The sequence below is a fragment of the Nocardiopsis nanhaiensis genome (assembly GCF_054778635.1).
In genome coordinates, this window is record NZ_BAAGZJ010000069.1 from 1 (window position 1) to 16,418 (window position 16,418).

Sequence of the window (16,418 nt, forward strand, 5' to 3'; positions counted from 1 at the left end):
CCTCCCCTGGCCGACGGCGCGGACGCTCCCCGTCTTCGGGGCGCCGCCGCTGCCCGCCCTCGGCGCGACGGCGTCCGCCCTCGGGGCGCGGACGCCCTTCGGAGCGCGCCGCCTCACCTTCGGGACGGGCTCTGCGGGATCGCGGAGGAGGCTGGTCATCGCCCCAGAAACCGCCCTCGGAATCAGGTCGGCGCCGTCCGCCCGCACGCTCTTCCCGGGGAGGGCCAGAGGCCCTACGCCCTCCGCCGTCGCCGCGCGGACCGTCGTCCGGGCCCTCAGCCCGGCGACGGCCGCCTTCGGCACTCCGTCGTCGTTCGGTACTCACGTGGTCCTCGATTGCCTCTCACGGCCGGTCGGCCTGACGATTCCTTGGTGGAAACGGGGGACGGTCCCCCTGGGGGATCGGTGATTCGCGACCTGTGGCGGGGGCACCGGCTCGATGCCGGGCCGGGCTGGCGTGTTTCCACCGCTGTTGCCTGTCGTTCAAGGCTTGATAAAGGGACGCCCAGCTGCGGGGGAAGGTTTTCAACAGGTCGCGAAGACGTTAGCCGCTACTTCCTCCTGATCGTTGGCCTGCGGGAGCACTGCCCCGTGCCGTCGGTGCTCTGTTCCGACGTGAACGCCGCCGCGGCGGTGGCTTCGTTCGGGGTCTCTACCGGCTGCGCACGCAAATCAAGGGTCACGTTAGAGCGAGCAAACGGTATAGCACAACCCACGCGCGAGGGTATCGCGCACTTCCGAACTTCTCGTCACCCTGTGCCAGGAGCTGCTTGTCCGCGCAGTTCAGGACACCCGTGTCCGGCGATTCGCGACTGTGTGAGCACGGTCACCGGCAAGGGGCCGGGGGCGTTTGCCCAGTTGGTGGACGCCCATGTGACATTGCGCGCCAGCGGGCCCGCGGAAGCCGCCGCATCACCCTCACACGCGGTCACTCTGCCCTCCCGCCTGACACCTGTGACATGCAGCCCCACGGCAGAGCAAGGATAGAGTCATAGCCGAACAAACCAGCCAGACATGCACAGTTCTCCCTCGTAGTCGACGGCCGTGAAGGGGAACAGAACCGTCGTGCGCGCTGCTGACCACATACGGGATACGAACGCAGGATGACGAGCCCCGGACCGCCGTCGGCGCGGGCCCGTCGCCGTGCGCTGTGGAATCCATGTTCGCGAAAAAGAAGGAGCAAGGACCAATGGGTTCGGTACGTGTAGCCGTCGTGGGTGTCGGCAACTGTGCGGCGTCGCTCGTCCAGGGTGTGCACTACTACAAGGACGCCAACCCGGAGTCCCGGGTCCCCGGCCTGATGCATGTCCAGTTCGGCCCGTACCACGTGAGCGACATCGAGTTCGTCGCCGCCTTCGACGTGGACGACAAGAAGGTCGGTCACGACCTGGCCGAGGCCATCGTCGCGAGTGAGAACAACACCGTCAAGATCTGCGACGTCCCGCCGACCGGCGTGACCGTCATGCGCGGCCCGACCTACGACGGCCTCGGCATGTACTACCGCGAGATGATCCAGGAGTCCCCCGAGGACGCGGTGGACGTCGTGGCGGCGCTGAAGGCCAGCAAGGCCGACGTCCTCGTCTCCTATCTCCCGGTGGGCTCCGAGGAGGCCGACAAGTTCTACGCGCAGTGCGCGATCGACGCGGGTGTGGCCTTCGTCAACGCCCTCCCCGTGTTCATCGCCTCCGACCCCGAGTGGGCCGAGAAGTTCACCAAGGCGGGCGTGCCGATCATCGGCGACGACATCAAGTCTCAGATCGGCGCCACCATCACCCACCGGGTGATGTCCAAGCTGTTCGAGGACCGGGGTGTGGTCGTGGACCGCACCTACCAGCTGAACTTCGGCGGCAACATGGACTTCAAGAACATGTTGGAGCGCGAACGCCTGGAGTCCAAGAAGGTCTCCAAGACCCAGTCGGTCACCTCGCAGATCCCGCACGAGCTCAACGCCGGTGCGGTGCACATCGGCCCCTCGGACCACGTGCCGTGGTTGGACGACCGCAAGTGGGCCTACATCCGACTCGAGGGCCGTGCCTTCGGCGACGTCCCGCTGAACCTGGAGTACAAGCTCGAGGTCTGGGACTCCCCGAACTCCGCGGGCATCATCATCGACGCGGTCCGCGCCGCGAAGATCGCCAAGGACCGCGGCATCGGCGGCCCGATCCTGGAGCCCTCCTCCTACTTCATGAAGTCGCCGCCCGAGCAGTACAGCGACGTCGACGCGCACGAGCGGGTCGAGCAGTTCATTACTGGCTAGCACAGGATTACCGGCTAGCACAGGATCTGCGGCCGACGCGACAGCCGCGTCGGCCCACCGGGTCACTCCGGGTCGCCCGGGGCCCTCGCGGCCCCGGGCACGTTCTACTCTGAGGGCGTGTCCTTCTTCGGTGATCTGCGCGTGGTCCTCAAGGGACCCCGGTTCCGTCGGCTGTTCGGCACCCGGTTGGTCTCGCAGTTCTCCGATGGGATCTACCAGGCCGGGCTGGCCGGTTTCGTCTTCTTCAACCCCGAACAGCACACGGGTGCCGGGGAGGTGGCCGCGGCCTTCGCGGTCCTGCTCCTCCCCTTCTCCCTGGTCGCTCCGTTCGCGGGTGTGCTCATCGACCGCTGGCCCCGTCGCCAGGTGCTCCTGCTGTCATCGCTGTTCAAGGCGGCACTCGCCACGGTGACGGCCCTCCTCGTCGCCAACGGCGAAGGGCCCGCGTTCTTCGTCGCTGCACTCCTCGTGCTGAGCGTCAACCGCTTCTTCCTGTCCGGGCTCTCCGCAGGCCTGCCCTACGTGGTGCCCAGGGACAAGCTGATGATGGCAAACGCGGTCACCCCGACCTGTGGAACGGTCGCGAGCTCGCTCGGGACCGGTGTGGGGCTCGGGATCGGCATGGTCGGCGGTGAGGAGGCTCTGGGCACCGGCATGATCCTCTTCGTGGCCGCGCTCGGTTTCGCGGGCGCCGCCCTGGTCTCCCTCACCCTGAGGTACCGCGAGCTCGGTCCGCACCTGGAGCAGGAGCCGGAGGAGGTTCGGGCGGCACTGCGCAACGTCGTCTGGGGCATGGTCACCGGGGTCCGGCACATCTGGGAGCGGGTGCCCGCGCGGGACGGGCTGCTGACCATCGGGGGCCACCGTGTCCTCTTCGGCATCTCCACGCTCCTGACGCTCTTGCTGTACAACAACACGTTCACGGGCGGCGGGGTCGCCGGGATCGCCGGCTTCTCGGTGGCGGCGGGGCTGCTCGCCCTCGGGTTCTTCCTCGGGGCCGTGGCCACCCCGTGGGCCACCGCCCGGATGAGTGCGAGCGCGTGGATCGCGGGCCTGCTCGCCGGCGCCGCCGTCGCCCTGGTGCTGTTCGGCCTGCCCTTCTCACCCGCGCTCTTCCCGGTGGCCGCCTTCGTCCTGGGCTTCGTGTCCCAGGCGGTGAAGGTCACTGTCGACACGTTGGTTCAGCGACATGTCGACGACGCGTTCCGGGGTCGGGTGTTCTCGGTCTACGACGTGCTCTTCAACGCCACGTTCGTGTTGGGCGCCGCGCTTACCGCAGGCCTGGTTCCGCAGTCCGGGGTGAGCGTGCCGGTGGTCTCCGCGATGGTTCTCGCCTTCTTGCTGATGAGCGCGGCCTGGACGATCCGCGCCCGGCGCCTCGCCCGCGAGGGTGTGGCGCACGAGACGGTCTGAGCGGCGGATCATCCGGGGTGTCGACATGTCGCTCCATCAATCAGTAACTAAAGCGTCACTTAATGTAGTCTCCCGGAAAGGATTCGTCACGAGCAGGGGATGGTGCCATGAGCGGCGGTTTCGGACTCGGTAACCCTTCGAGTGCCGTCAAGGCGACCGGGGTGGCAAGGCGGGTCGGGGCGGTGCGCCGCCAGCTTCCGACCCGCGGCGACCGGCTACTCGACCTCGGGTGCGGCAACGGCAGCCACACCGTCGAGCTGGCCGAAGGATACGTACGGGTGGACGCGGTCGACGTCGAACCCGCGCCGCTCGAGGCCCTGAGCGAGCGCGTCGCCGGGACCGCCTTGGAGAACCGCATCAGTGTGCACAAGATGGCCGCGGACTCGCTTGCCTTCGAAGGCAACACCTTCGACAGGGTCACCGCATTCGGGGTGGTCGAACACCTCGACGACCTGGAGGGTTCCCTCTCCGAGGTCCACCGGGTACTCAAGCCAGGCGGCGCGGTCTCGCTGACCACGTCCAACCGCTGGTTCCCCCTCGAGCCGCACGGTGTGCTCTGGGGGGAACGGCGCCGCTCAGCGCTGACCGCTCCGTTCCTGCCGTGGGTGCGGCCCCTGCACGACAGGCTCTCGGACGCCCGGTCCTTCACCAGCCAGGAGATGGGGCGGCTGCTCCGCGGATCCGGGCTGCGGGTGCGCGCGATCGACTACCTCATGCCCGCCTTCGGCGGGTGTCCATCGGCGCTGCGGGACGCCTCGGAGAGCCTGGAGGGCACACCCCTGCGGGTGTTCGGTGCGGCGATGGCCGTGACCGCGGTCAAACCGGGGCTCTGAGGCCCCGTGTCCGACTGGCTCCGGTAGCTCCCGCCCGCCCCGGCCAACTCCTGCCCTAGGCCTGCCTGCCGTCCTGTTCCAGGTGGTCGGCGGCCCAGGACTTCAGTTCCTCCGTGACCGCGTCCCTTTCCATGGGCCCGTTCTCCAGGCGCAGCTCCAGCAGGTACCGGTAGGCCTTGCCCACCAAGGGGCCGGGCTTGACACCCAGGATCTCCTGGATCTCGTTGCCGTTCAGGTCCGGGCGGATCCGGTCCAGTTCCTCCTGCTCGGCGAGCTTGCCGATGCGGCGCTCGATGTCGTCGTAGGAACGCGCGAGAGCGGCGGCCTTCCGCCGGTTCCGGGTGGTGCAGTCGGCCCTGGTCAGAATGTGCAGGCGCTCCAGCTGGTCCCCTGCGTCACGGGCGTACCGGCGCACCGCCGAGTCCGTCCACTCACCCTTGCCGTAGCCGTGGAAGCGCAGGTGCAGCGCGACCAAGAGGCTGACGTCGGAGATGACGTCCTTGGGGAAGCGCAGCGCGGTGAGCCTCTTACGGCTCATAGAGGCACCGACGACCTCGTGGTGGTGGAACGTCACCCGGTTGCCGCCCTCGAAGGCACGGGTCTTGGGTTTGCCGACGTCGTGCAGCAGTGCGGACAGGCGCAACACCAGATCGGGCTCGTGACCGCGTTCGCGCTCCAGGTCCATGGCCTGGTCGAGGACGGTGAGCGAGTGCTCGTAGACGTCCTTGTGCCGGTGGTGCTCGTCGATCTCCAACTGCATCTTGGGGATCTCGGGCAGGACGTGCTGGGCGATCCCCAGGTCCACCATCAGCTCGACGCCCCGGCGCGGGTCCGGGCTGAGCATGAGCTTGGTCAGCTCGTCGCGGACGCGCTCGGCGGAGACGATGGTGAGCCGGTCGGCCATGTCCCGGGCGGCCTCGGCCACCTCAGGGGCCAGGTCGAAGCCGAGTTGGGCGGCGAAGCGAACCGCGCGCATGATGCGCAGCGGGTCGTCGCTGAAGGAATCCTCGGGACGGCCCGGGGTCCGCAGCACTTTGTCCCGCAGGTCGGCAAGACCGCCGAAGGGGTCCACGAACTCCTGGCTGGGCAGGCGTACCGCCATCGCGTTGACGGTGAAGTCCCGGCGCAGCAGGTCGTCGTGGATGTCGGTGCCGTAGGCGACCTCGGGTTTACGCGACCTGGGCGAGTAGGCCTCGCTCCGGTAGGTGGTGATCTCCAGCTGCAGGCCGCGCTTGCGCAGGCCCACGGTGCCGAACTCGATACCGACGGTCCACACAGAGTCCGCCCAGCCGTCGACCAGCTCGAGGATCCGCTGGGGAACCGCGTCGGTCGTGAGGTCCACGTCGTTGGAAACGCGCCCGAGGAGCGCGTCGCGGACCGGTCCGCCCACGAGGGCGAGCTGCTGGTCGTGCGCGGAGAACCGGTCACCGAGCTCACCGGAAACCAGCTGGACGGTATCGAGCAACGCGGTGATCGCCGCCCGCTGCTCACCGGTCAGCGTGCCCTCGCGCGGGCCCGCCTCGGCGGACCGGGCCTGGGCGGTGTCGTTCTGACTCGGAAACTCTGTGTTCGGCACACCACGCAGGTTAGGCGGACGCACGGGGTAACCGCGAATCGTTTGTGCCCGCGGAGCACCTGTGGCGGCTCTGGCGCGCGGCCCCCGGCGGATGAAAGGCTGGGACCGCCACGCCGCCGAACTACGGTCCGCTCCATAACCGGGATTCGGGAAACGCGGTATCTTCGGGTTGAGTGGTGGCCTGCAACGGTCGAACCGGGGCCGCCAACCCCGCTTCCGCCGAACGCCGTGCGGGCATCCCGACCGTTCCCGCCCCACCTTCCACATCGCTGGCGGGACGGACACCTGGACCCGAATCAGGAAACCAAGCGTTGCGTCGAACTGCTTCCGCGGCCGCGGTCATGGCCATGACCGCCGCGCTGCTCCCGATACCGGCCACGCTCTCGCCCGCGTCGGCGGAACCCGAGAACGATGAGTCGGTGGAGCCGATCATCGTGGATCGGATCACTCCGGACTCCGCAGACGAGGACAGTACTCTGCGGGTCTCCGGCGAAGTGACCAACACCACCGAGTCCGCCGTCGAGGACGTGACCGTCCAGCTGCGGTACTCACGGCACCCGTTCACCTCGCGCGAGGAGCTCGACGAGTTCTCGTCCGGTGACGGCTGGCAGCCGGACGCTTCGGGGCCGGACGAGGAGTTCGAGGGCGAGCTGGATCCGGAAGGCACCCTCGAATACTCCTTGAGCACCCCGGTCGACGACCTGGGGCTGGACTCCCCCGGCGTGTACCCCATGGTTGTCGAGGCGCTCCACGGTGACGGCAACAGCCTCGGTGCGCAGTACACCTTCCTTCCCTACACGGAAGACGACGACATTCCCTCCCTGGACGTCGCCTGGGTGTGGCCGCTGATGGACGACCCCCAGCGCGCGGACGACGACACCTTCCTCAGCGACGAGCTGCACGACTCCGTCGGCGCCGAGGGCCGCCTGGGCCGCCTCCTCCAGGCCGGCGCGCAGGTCCCTCTTTCCTTCGAGGCGGGCGACGACGACCTCGTCGAACTGCTGGGACTGGAGGACGAAGAGGAAGCGGACCCGTTGTCGCCGACCGCCGGCGAGGACGTCACCGCGGAGGACACCGCCGACACGCTTCCCGCGGACGAGACCGCCGAAGCGGAGGACGAGGACGCCGATTCGGAGAGCGGCTCCGACGATCCTGAGGCCGATGACGAGGCCGACGAGGAGGCCGACGAGGAGGCCGAGGCGGAGGACGAGGACGTGGAGCTCCCGGTGCGCACCGAGGGCATCCCCGTGACCTGGTCCGTCGATCCCGGAACCCTCGACGATGTCCTCCGGATCGCCGCCACCGACCACGAGATCCTCGAGGAGGTGCTGGCTGACCCGGCCGAGAACCCGGTCCGGCACGACCGCGCCGCGGACGAGGCGGCCCAGGTCTGGCTGCGTGAGGCCCGGGAGGTCCTGGCCGCCGACAACGTGGTGGCCTCCCCCTACGCCAACTCCGACCTGGTCTCGCTGCTCCGCAACGGCATGGACGCGGACGCCGAGGCTTCCCTGCGGATCGGCGAGGAGGCGGTGCTGGAGTCCCTCGACCTCGAGGCCGACGAGACCTTCGCGGTGCCGCCCGAAGGCCTGATGGAGGAGAACGTCCAGGAACTGTTCGCCGAGCAGGGCGCCCACCGCTTCCTCCTCGACGAGGAGGCCGTACCGCCCGCCTCCTGGATCTCCACGACACCCACGGCCCAGGCCCCGCTCGCCCCCGGCGACGCGGAGGGGGACGAGGAGCCGTACGCGTTGGTCGCCGACTCCGGTCTGGCCGACGTGTTGTCGATGCCTTCCCACGGCCCCGGGGAGTCCGCCCTCGCCCTGCAGCGCTTCGCCGCGGAGACGGCCATGATCGCCGGGGAGAACGTCGGCGGTGACCGGACGGTCGTCGCTTACCCCGAGCCGGGGTGGGATCCGAGCCCCGAGTTCGCCGAGGGGGTTCTGGAAGCCACCGACGAGCTTCCCTGGCTGTCCGCCGAGCGCCTGGAGTCGGTGGAGCTGTCCGACTCCGACGAGCGGGAGGACACCCGCCAGGACCTGAACTACCCGGACCACGCCTACGGCGAGGAGCTCAGTTCCATCTACCTCGGCCAGATCGAGGACGTGAGCCGGGACGTGCGCCTCTTCAACAGCATCCTGGTCGGGGACAGCGACCCCTTCCGGCCCTCGATGGTGCGCCTCGAGTCCGTGTACTGGCGGGAGCGCGAAGCCATGGCCGGCGCCACCAGGGTCCTCGTGGGGCAGGCGGTCCAGGACCGCATGGAGGACGTGCGCGTCATCCCCGGCGAGCCGGTCACCATGGCGAGCAGCACGGGTATCACGGGTGTGCTCGTCGCCAACGACCTGGAAGACGAGGCGGTCTTCGTCCACCTGTCGGTGTTCTCCGAGAACGCCGAGCGGCTGGCCATCGGCAACTACACCTCCTCCTTCGAGATCGCCCCCGGCGCGAGGACCACGGTGTACGTACCGCTCTCCGCCCGGATCAACGGAAGCACCACCGTCCACGTCAGCCTGCAGAACGCCGACGGTGAGCCGATCAGCGCCCAAGACACCCGGATCCAAGTGAACGCCACAGGCCTGGGCACCCAGGCGCTGCTCATCAGCGGTATCGGACTGCTCATCCTCATCGCCGCGCTCGCGCCCCGCGCCTTCCGCAAGTGGGCCCGGCGCCAGTCCGCCAAGGCCAACGCCGCGGCGGCGGGCAAGGGGCCCGGGAAGCCCGGCACCGAGGAGGGCGAAGGCGGGGCGCCCCAGGAGACGGAAGGGACCGAGAACCGGTCCGAGGCCGAAGAGCCCGCCGAAGCCGGAAAGTCCGAGACCGGGCCGACCGAAACCGGTGAGCCCGTCGAGACCGAAGAGCCCGCCCCAGGCGGATCGGCTGAGGCTGAGGCCGAAGTATCCGCTGAGGCCGGGGGCTCAGCCGAGCACGACGCCTCCGCCGGGGACGAAGCTCCCGCCGAGGACGGTGCGGCCTCCGAGGTCGACACGCAGGACACCCCCGACACCGACCTTCCGGACGGCGAGAGCCGCCCCGGCGACAGCGGCACCGGGAAGTGACCCCCACCGCTTGACCCGGGCGCCGTCCTGCGGCGCCCGGCACGAACCTCCCAGTCGGACGAAAGGAACCCTGATCCACGGTGGTCACCGACTCCCCGAACGGCGATGAGCGCTCCCCCCGCCACACGCCCAGGCACCGCAAGCAGTCACCCGAGGGGCCGCTGCCAGGTGAGGGCACGAGCCGCCCCTACGGTGGCCCGACCCCTTCCTTCGAGGAAGGCGAACTGCCCGACACCGGGGCAGCCCCCGGAGGCCCCGGCCTCGGCGGGATCGACGGCCCCGGGCACTCGGGAGGCTCACCCGACCTAGGAGGCGGGGAAGCCGATCCGGAACCCGCGAAGGAGGGTTCGGAAGGCATGTCGGGCGGCATGATGCGGTCCAGCATGGTCATGGCCGTAGGCACCATGGCCTCCCGCATCACCGGTTTCGCCCGCACCATGGTGCTGGCCGCCGCCATCGGCACCCACCTGCTCGGTGACGCCTATCACACGGCGCACACGATCCCCTTCATCCTGAACGACCTGCTGATCGGCGGCCTCATGGCCTCCGTGGTCATTCCGTTCTTGGTCAAGCGGCGCAAGCGAGACGCGGACGGCGGCAAGGCCACCGAGGACCGCCTGTTCACCTCTATGGTGCTGGCGCTGCTGCTGGTGACCGCGGCCGCGATCGCGGCCGCGGAAGTCCTGATCTGGCTGTACGGATCACGGTTCACACCGATCCAGTTCGAGACGTCGGTCTACCTGGCGCGCTTCCTGCTGTCGCAGATCTTCTTCGTCGGCCTGAGCGGACTGCTCAGCGCCATGCTCAACACGCGCGGCAAGTTCGGCGCCGCCGTCTGGGCCCCGGTGCTCAACAACTTCGTCATCATGGGCGTGGCCGCGATGTTCCTGGTCGTGGCGGGCCCGGGTCGCACCCCGGAGAACGTCACCACCGCCGAACTCACGCTCCTCGGCGCGGGCACCGCCGCGGGTATGGCGCTCCAGGCGTTCGTTCTGTTCATCGCCCTGACCCGGACCGGCTACCGCTGGCGGCCCCGCCTGGACCTGCGCGGGTCCGGCCTCGGCGTGGCCCTGCGCTCCGCGGGGTGGATGATGCTCTACACCCTGCTCACGCAGGCGGGCCTGTGGATCACCACCAACATCGCCAACGCCGCGAACGTCGCCAGTATCGAGCAGGGTCTGGATATCGGCGCCGGGATCAGCGCCTACAACCTGGCGTACCAGCTCTTCCAGCTTCCCTACGCGATCATCGCGGTCTCCCTGATCACCGTGCTGCTCCCGCGCATGAGCGCCCATGCGGAAGACCGCAACTGGGAGGCGGTCCGCTCCGACTTCTCCCGCACCATGCGCATCTCCGCGTTCGTGCTGGTCCCGACGGCCTTCGCGGTGGCGCTGTTCGCCGAGCCGCTGTCGATCCTGGCCTTCGCACGCGGATCGGTCTCCGTCGCCGACGCGGCCGCCATCGGCCAGATTCTCGCCGTGATGTCCCTCGGCCTGGTGCCGTTCACCGTGTTCCAGCTGATGCTGCGCGTGTTCTTCGCCCTCGGGGACACCAAGACCCCCGCGCTGATCGGCGTGGCCAACCTCGCTGTACACAGCGCTCTGGCCCTTGCCGCCTACCTGGTCCTGCCCCCGAACGTGGTGGTCGTCGGCGTCGCCGCCGGCTTCATGGTCTCTTTCCTCTCGGGTCTGACCATCGCCGGCCAGGTGCTCAGCCGACGAATCGGTGGACTTGACGGAAAGCACATCATTGGCACATTGTTGCGCCTGCACCTCGCGGCTGTTCCCAGCATCGCGGCCGGCTTCGGGGTGCTCTGGTTCTTCGACACCCAGGTCGGCCCCGGTCTGATGACCTATGTCGGTGCCCCCGTCGTCGGCTGCACCGTCGGCGCGCTGCTCTTCTTGGTGTCCGCCCGTGTTCTGCGCGTACCCGAGCTGACCGCGGCCGTGGAACTCATCCGCGGCCGTCTGCGTCGGTAGACGCAGTGAACCACTCCGGCCCAGCCCCGCCGGTGCCCAGTAGTCGTCCGACCGAGAAAAGGACCACCCGACGGTGTCCAGCGATCACCCCCGTCAACACACCGACGGTCCAGAACCGGGACCGCGGGACCCCCACGAGAGCAGGTCCGGTCGCCACTTGGTGACGCCGGAGGACGTGCTCGACACCTACGAGCTCTCCGAGCCCAAGGCCGAGCCCGAGACCGGGCTCAAGACGGACCGGGACCCCAGCGACATCGGTGACCTGGGCACCGCGGACCGCGCCGGTCTGGAGGACGGCGACGAGATCGGCGGTAGCTCGCACACCACGACGGGCAACCTCGCCAAGTCGACCGCGATCATGGCGGCCGGAACGATCGCCTCCCGAGTGACGGGCTTCGTCCGCACCATCGTGCTGGCGGCGGCGATCGGTACCCAGCTGCTGGGTGACGCCTACCAGACCGCCGGCATGGTGCCGTACATGATCTACGACCTGCTCATCGGCGGGTTGTTGGCCAGTGTGTTCGTGCCGTTCCTGGTCAAGAGGCGTAAGCTCGACCCCGACGGCGGGAACCGCACGGAGCAGCGGCTGGTCACGCTCCTGCTGCTGGCGCTGTTCGCCCTCACCGCGGTGTCCTGGCTGATCGCCGAGTGGTTCATCCGGATCTACGCGGGCGGGTTCACCGGGGCGCAGTACGACGTGTCGGTCACCCTGGCGCGCTACCTGGTACTGCAGATCTTCTTCATCGGCGCCAGTGGTCTGGCCGGCGCCATGCTGAACGCGCGCGGTAAGTTCGGTGCTCCGATGTGGGCACCGGTGCTGAACAACGTCGTCATCATCGGGATCTGCCTGTGGTTCCTGTCCATCGCCGGACCGGGCCGCACACCCGATACCGTGACTGAGGGCGAACTGGCCCTGCTGGGCCTGGGTACCGCGCTCGGCCAGGTCGTGCAGGCCGCCGTACTGGTCTGGGCCCTCGCCGCGGCGGGCTTCCGCTGGCGGCCCCGCTTGGACCTGCGCGGGTCCGGGCTGGGCGAGGCGGCCGGAGCGGCCTCGTGGATGATGCTCTACATCGTCGTCGCGCAGGTGGGCGCGCTCGTCTCCACCAACGTCGCCACCCGTGCCGGTGCGATGTCGGCGGAACTGGGATACGAGACCGGTTCGGGTATCGCGGCGTACAAGTTCGCCTCGATGCTCTTCCAGTTGCCGTACGCGATCATCGCGGTGTCGGTGATCACGGCCCTGCTGCCCCGGATGAGCGAGCACGTCGCGGCCGGGCGCAAGGACCAGGTACGGAGCGACTTCTCACGCGGCTTCCGGCTCTCCTCGGTGCTGATCGTGCCGATCTCGGTGGCGATGATCGTCTTCGCGATCCCCTTCTGCGTGATGATCTACGCGCAGGGCAGCACCAGTACCGAGGACGCCGCGGCCATCGGCCGCATCCTCATGGTCTTCTGCGTGATGTTGATCCCCTTCACGCTGTTCCAGTTGCAGATGCGGGTGTTCTACGCGCTCGGCGACACCCGGACCCCCGCGCTGGTGGCCATCCCCTCCGAGACCGCCCACGCGGTCACCGCGTTCAGCCTTCTGTACTTCATGGCGGACACGCCGCAGCACATCGTTCTGTGGCTGCCCGCTCCGTACGGCCTCTACTACATCGTCGGTTCCATCATCATGTGGTACCTCCTGAACAAGAGGCTCAACGGTCTGGACGGCCGCAGAACAGCGTCCACCCTCTTCAAGCTGCATGTGGCGACCATCCCTGCCGCGCTGTTCGGGCTACTGATGACCTTCGCCTTCAGCGGCCTTCCGGGTGAGCTGTGGCCTGGTGTTGCGTCGATGGTGGCCGGAGGACTGGTTGGTGCCGTACTGTTCGTGGTTGCCGCCAAGTTCCTCAATGTGACTGAAGTCACAGCATTCCTCGATTTGGTGAAATCCCGGTTGCGACGCCGCTGATCACCTGGAATGGATGACGTTGGGTAGTCACACGTGGATACGTCCCGGAAGGTCGATGAGTATCCGATGTCCTCCAAAGAGGCTGTTCACGCGTCCTAGCATGGACCGACACAGCTTTACCGCCAGAGCATCGTTTATCCGAGCTGCCCGAAGGGAGGCTGGGGACAGCAGACAGGGCCGACCCCCTCGCATGTGCACACAGCGGCACCACGCGACCCAGCGGCACTGGCGTCCGTCACTCCCATCATGAGCACCTTCCTGATCGAACCCGGGGCGAAGCTGGCCAACCGCTACCGACTCGACCACGCAGTGAGCGAGACCGGTGGCGCCACCCGGTGGAAGGCCACTGACGAGACGCTGGCGCGTCCCGTCGCGGTGTGGACCTTCGCCGAAGGCTTCCCGCGCACGTCCGAGGTCGTCCGGGCCGCACGGGCCACGAGCCGCATCCCGGACGCCCGAGTCACCCAGGTCTTCGACGCCGACGACAACTCACCGGTCCCGTACGTGGTCGAGGAGTGGGTGATCGGCTCCTCGCTCGCGGAACTCCTCGCTCAGGGCCCCATGGAGCCCGAGCGGGCGGCGGGCCTGGTCGCCGAAGCGGCCGAGGCCTTGACCGCCGCTCATGCGGGCGGCCTGTACCACCTGTGCCTGACCCCCGGAAAGCTCATGTGGAGCAGCGGCGGGGCGGTCAAGGTCGCCGGCATCGGCGTAGACGCGGCACTGCTGGGGAACAACGTCCCCCAGCCCGGCGCCGTCGACGCCCAAGGCCTGGGCAACCTGCTCTACGCGGCCCTCACCGGGTACTGGCCCGGCGGCCCGCAGAGCGGCCTGCCCGGTGCCCCGCAGGGCCCCATGGGCCCCTACCCGCCCGGTCAGATCCGCCAAGGGGTGAACGAACCCCTGGCCGCCATCACCACCCGCTCGGCCCTGCCGCAGCTGGTCGGCCAGATGGTGCCCGGACCGCCCATCACCAGTCCGGCCGAGTTCTGCGCCGCCATGGCCGAGGTCCCCAGGCTCATCCCGCTGCCGGTCTCACCCGCCGAGGCGCCGCCGCCCGAGCCCGGCACCTCCCGGCGCACGGGAGAGTTCGACGCCGCGGGCGACCCGCGGCGCTCCAGCCGGAACGGTGCGGCCCAGGCACGGAGCGGTGGCCGACCGGCACCCTCCCGCATGGACCAGCGGGCGGCCCGGAACAAGGGCGGTTCGGCCAAGCGGCTGCTGGTCGGTGTGCTCGCGGTGGCCCTGTTCTCCGCGGTTGTGGCCGGTGCGTGGATGTTCGGCTCCATGATGCGCCCCGGAGGGGACGAGGCCGCCGACCCGACGTCCAACGAGACCGAGGACGTCACGGATAGTGCCGATCCCGAGGTCCTGGCGATCACCGACTCCGACGGGTTCGACCCCCTCGGCGACCACTCCGAGCACGGACAGAACGCACCTCTGGCCCACGACGGCGATGTCGAGACCCGCTGGAACACCGAGGGCTACAAGGACCCGATGGGCACCGAGAAGTCCGGCGTCGGCCTGATCCTGGACCTCGGCGAGGCCCAGGAAGTGCACGAGGTCGACCTGGTCGTGCCTCAAAGGGACTACGGAATCCAGATCAGGGTCGGTGACAGCGACCAGGTCACCGACGACGCGAGTCTGGACGCCAACCTTCCCACTGCTTGGGAAGGCCAGGTCAACGGTACGGAGTCCATCTCCCTCGACGATGCGGCGACCGGCCAGTACGTCCTGGTCTGGTTCACCGACCTGCCCACGGACGACGGACGCTTTCGTGGGAGCATTAACGAGGTCGAGGTACGCGGGACCTAGTTCTAGTTGTGGGGTATGTGATCAGCGCTGATGGACACGGCCCAGGAGCTTCCTGACAAGGAGCTGTTGTCAAGGCACTCTCAGGGTGACGAACAGGCGTTCGCGGTACTGGTGCGCCGACACCGTGAGCGTATGTGGGCTGTCTCCATCCGGATGATGGGTGATCGCGAGGAGGCCTCCGACGCGCTCCAGGACGCCTTCATGTCCGCGTTCCGGGCGGCCGACCGGTTCCGCGGCGACTCCCAGGTGACCACCTGGCTGCACCGCATCGTCGTGAACGCCTGCCATGACCGGCTGAGACGTCGCAAGGTGCGCCCGGCCACCCCCACCGAGGACGAGACCCTCGACGTCATGTCCAACGAGCGCATGAGCCGCTCCGGCGGCGGGCCGGACCACGCCTCCCAGACCGCTGCCCGGCTGGACGTGCGGTCCGCGATGGAGACGCTGCCCCTGGACCAGCGCATGGCCCTGACCCTGGTGGATATGCTCGGCTACCGGGTGGAAGAGGCAGCTGAGATCCTCGATGTCGCCTCCGGCACGGTCAAGAGCAGATGCGCACGGGGACGCGCGAAACTTCTCCCCTCTCTGGCTCATCTAAGGAACCCTCAGCCTCCCCGGGACGTCACATCTGGGAGAGGAGGTGCCAACCCATCGTGACGTCCCATCCAGACGTGGAGGCACTCGCCTTCTTCGCCGAGGATCTTCTCGAGCCCGACGAGGAACGCTCAATCGCCGACCACATCGACACCTGCGCGACCTGCGCCGCCACCATCGACGAGCTCTCCGGTGTGACCCGTGTGCTCGCCGAGGCACCGGCCCCCGCGCTGCCGCAGGACGTCGCCGACCTCCTCGACGGCCACATCAGCGAGGCCGCGCGGGAGCGTTCCGCCGCTTCCGGGCCTACCGGTACCGAGAAAGCCGATGCCGGACCCGCGGACGCCGGCCCCGTCGGCACCCCTGCCACTGTCACCCCCATCACCGCCAAGAGGCGGAGCTTCGGTCTTCCCAAACTGATGGTTGCCGCCGCCGCGGCCGTCTTCGTGGTCGGTGGCGGTGCCGCCGTGTTCAACGGTCTGATGGCCGAGGAGGAGGACACTGGGGCCGCCTCACCCATGATCGAGGAGAACAGCGGACCGGAGTCCGAACCGGACACCGCCCAGTCCTACACGGCCGAAGCGGTGGAGAGCGAGACGGTCTACACCGCCGACCAGCTCGCTGAGCAGGCCTCGGCCGTGCAGACCGAGGCAGAGGCCGAGGGCGCCGAGGGGTCCGACCCTGGCGTCGAACTCCAGGCGCAGGACCAGCTCCCGGACGGAGCGCAGGAATGCGTCACCCGATTCGAGGAGGCCAACGGCACCAGGGTCACCCTGGTCGACGACGCGCTCTTCGACGACGGAACCGGCCCCGAACGTGCGTGGATCCTCTTCACCCAGGACACCAACGGAACCAGCGTGGCCGTGGTCGACCCCAGCTGCGCGCAGGGTGGCGACACCGATGACAACGTCATCGCTGAGGGCACGCTCTAGGCACGGCCTTTC

Annotated in this window: 10 protein-coding genes; 9 read left to right on the forward strand and 1 reads right to left on the reverse strand. The window is 68.8% G+C overall.

Annotated features, from left to right (window positions below):
- Positions 1 to 1,189: 1,189 nt before the first annotated feature.
- From ACYVD1_RS25990 to ACYVD1_RS26000, 3 genes are all read left to right on the forward strand, one after another.
- A complete protein-coding gene (locus tag ACYVD1_RS25990) occupies positions 1,190 to 2,257 on the forward strand; it encodes an inositol-3-phosphate synthase (RefSeq protein ID WP_460757328.1) in 1,068 nt (355 codons plus the stop codon).
- 117 nt (positions 2,258 to 2,374) lie between these two features.
- The gene (locus ACYVD1_RS25995; protein WP_460757332.1) at positions 2,375 to 3,670 is read left to right on the forward strand and encodes an MFS transporter; all 1,296 of its coding nucleotides are present in this window, start codon (positions 2,375 to 2,377) and stop codon (positions 3,668 to 3,670) included.
- 107 nt (positions 3,671 to 3,777) lie between these two features.
- Complete coding sequence (locus ACYVD1_RS26000) at positions 3,778 to 4,503, forward strand: class I SAM-dependent methyltransferase (protein ID WP_460777111.1); 726 nt, start codon at positions 3,778 to 3,780, stop codon at positions 4,501 to 4,503.
- Positions 4,504 to 4,558: 55 nt separating this feature from the next.
- Here the strand turns inward: ACYVD1_RS26000 and ACYVD1_RS26005 are convergent, their stop codons facing one another.
- On the reverse strand, positions 4,559 to 6,079 hold the full coding sequence (locus ACYVD1_RS26005) for a CCA tRNA nucleotidyltransferase (RefSeq protein WP_460777112.1): 1,521 nt from the start codon (positions 6,077 to 6,079) through the stop codon (positions 4,559 to 4,561).
- A 311-nt stretch (positions 6,080 to 6,390) separates the two neighbouring features.
- Between ACYVD1_RS26005 and ACYVD1_RS26010 the strand changes: the two genes are divergently transcribed.
- From ACYVD1_RS26010 to ACYVD1_RS26035, 6 genes are all read left to right on the forward strand, one after another.
- Entirely contained in the window at positions 6,391 to 9,135 is a 2,745-nt protein-coding gene (locus ACYVD1_RS26010; protein ID WP_460777113.1) for a DUF6049 family protein, read from the forward strand.
- A gap of 80 nt (positions 9,136 to 9,215) precedes the next feature.
- On the forward strand, positions 9,216 to 11,114 hold the full coding sequence (murJ, locus tag ACYVD1_RS26015; protein ID WP_460777114.1) for a murein biosynthesis integral membrane protein MurJ: 1,899 nt from the start codon (positions 9,216 to 9,218) through the stop codon (positions 11,112 to 11,114).
- A gap of 157 nt (positions 11,115 to 11,271) precedes the next feature.
- Positions 11,272 to 13,068 (forward strand): murein biosynthesis integral membrane protein MurJ, encoded by a 1,797-nt coding sequence (gene murJ / locus ACYVD1_RS26020; protein WP_460757350.1) that lies wholly within the window; start codon positions 11,272 to 11,274, stop codon positions 13,066 to 13,068.
- A gap of 246 nt (positions 13,069 to 13,314) precedes the next feature.
- Positions 13,315 to 14,880, forward strand: coding sequence for a protein kinase family protein (locus ACYVD1_RS26025; RefSeq protein ID WP_460757353.1), 1,566 nt, complete (start codon positions 13,315 to 13,317; stop codon positions 14,878 to 14,880).
- Positions 14,881 to 14,910: 30 nt separating this feature from the next.
- Positions 14,911 to 15,537, forward strand: coding sequence for an RNA polymerase sigma factor SigM (sigM, locus tag ACYVD1_RS26030; protein WP_460757358.1), 627 nt, complete (start codon positions 14,911 to 14,913; stop codon positions 15,535 to 15,537).
- Positions 15,534 to 16,406: an anti-sigma factor family protein gene (locus ACYVD1_RS26035; RefSeq protein WP_460777115.1), complete on the forward strand. Its 873-nt coding sequence runs from the start codon at positions 15,534 to 15,536 to the stop codon at positions 16,404 to 16,406. The genes sigM and ACYVD1_RS26035 overlap by 4 nt, the downstream gene beginning before the upstream one ends.
- Positions 16,407 to 16,418 lie beyond the last annotated feature (12 nt).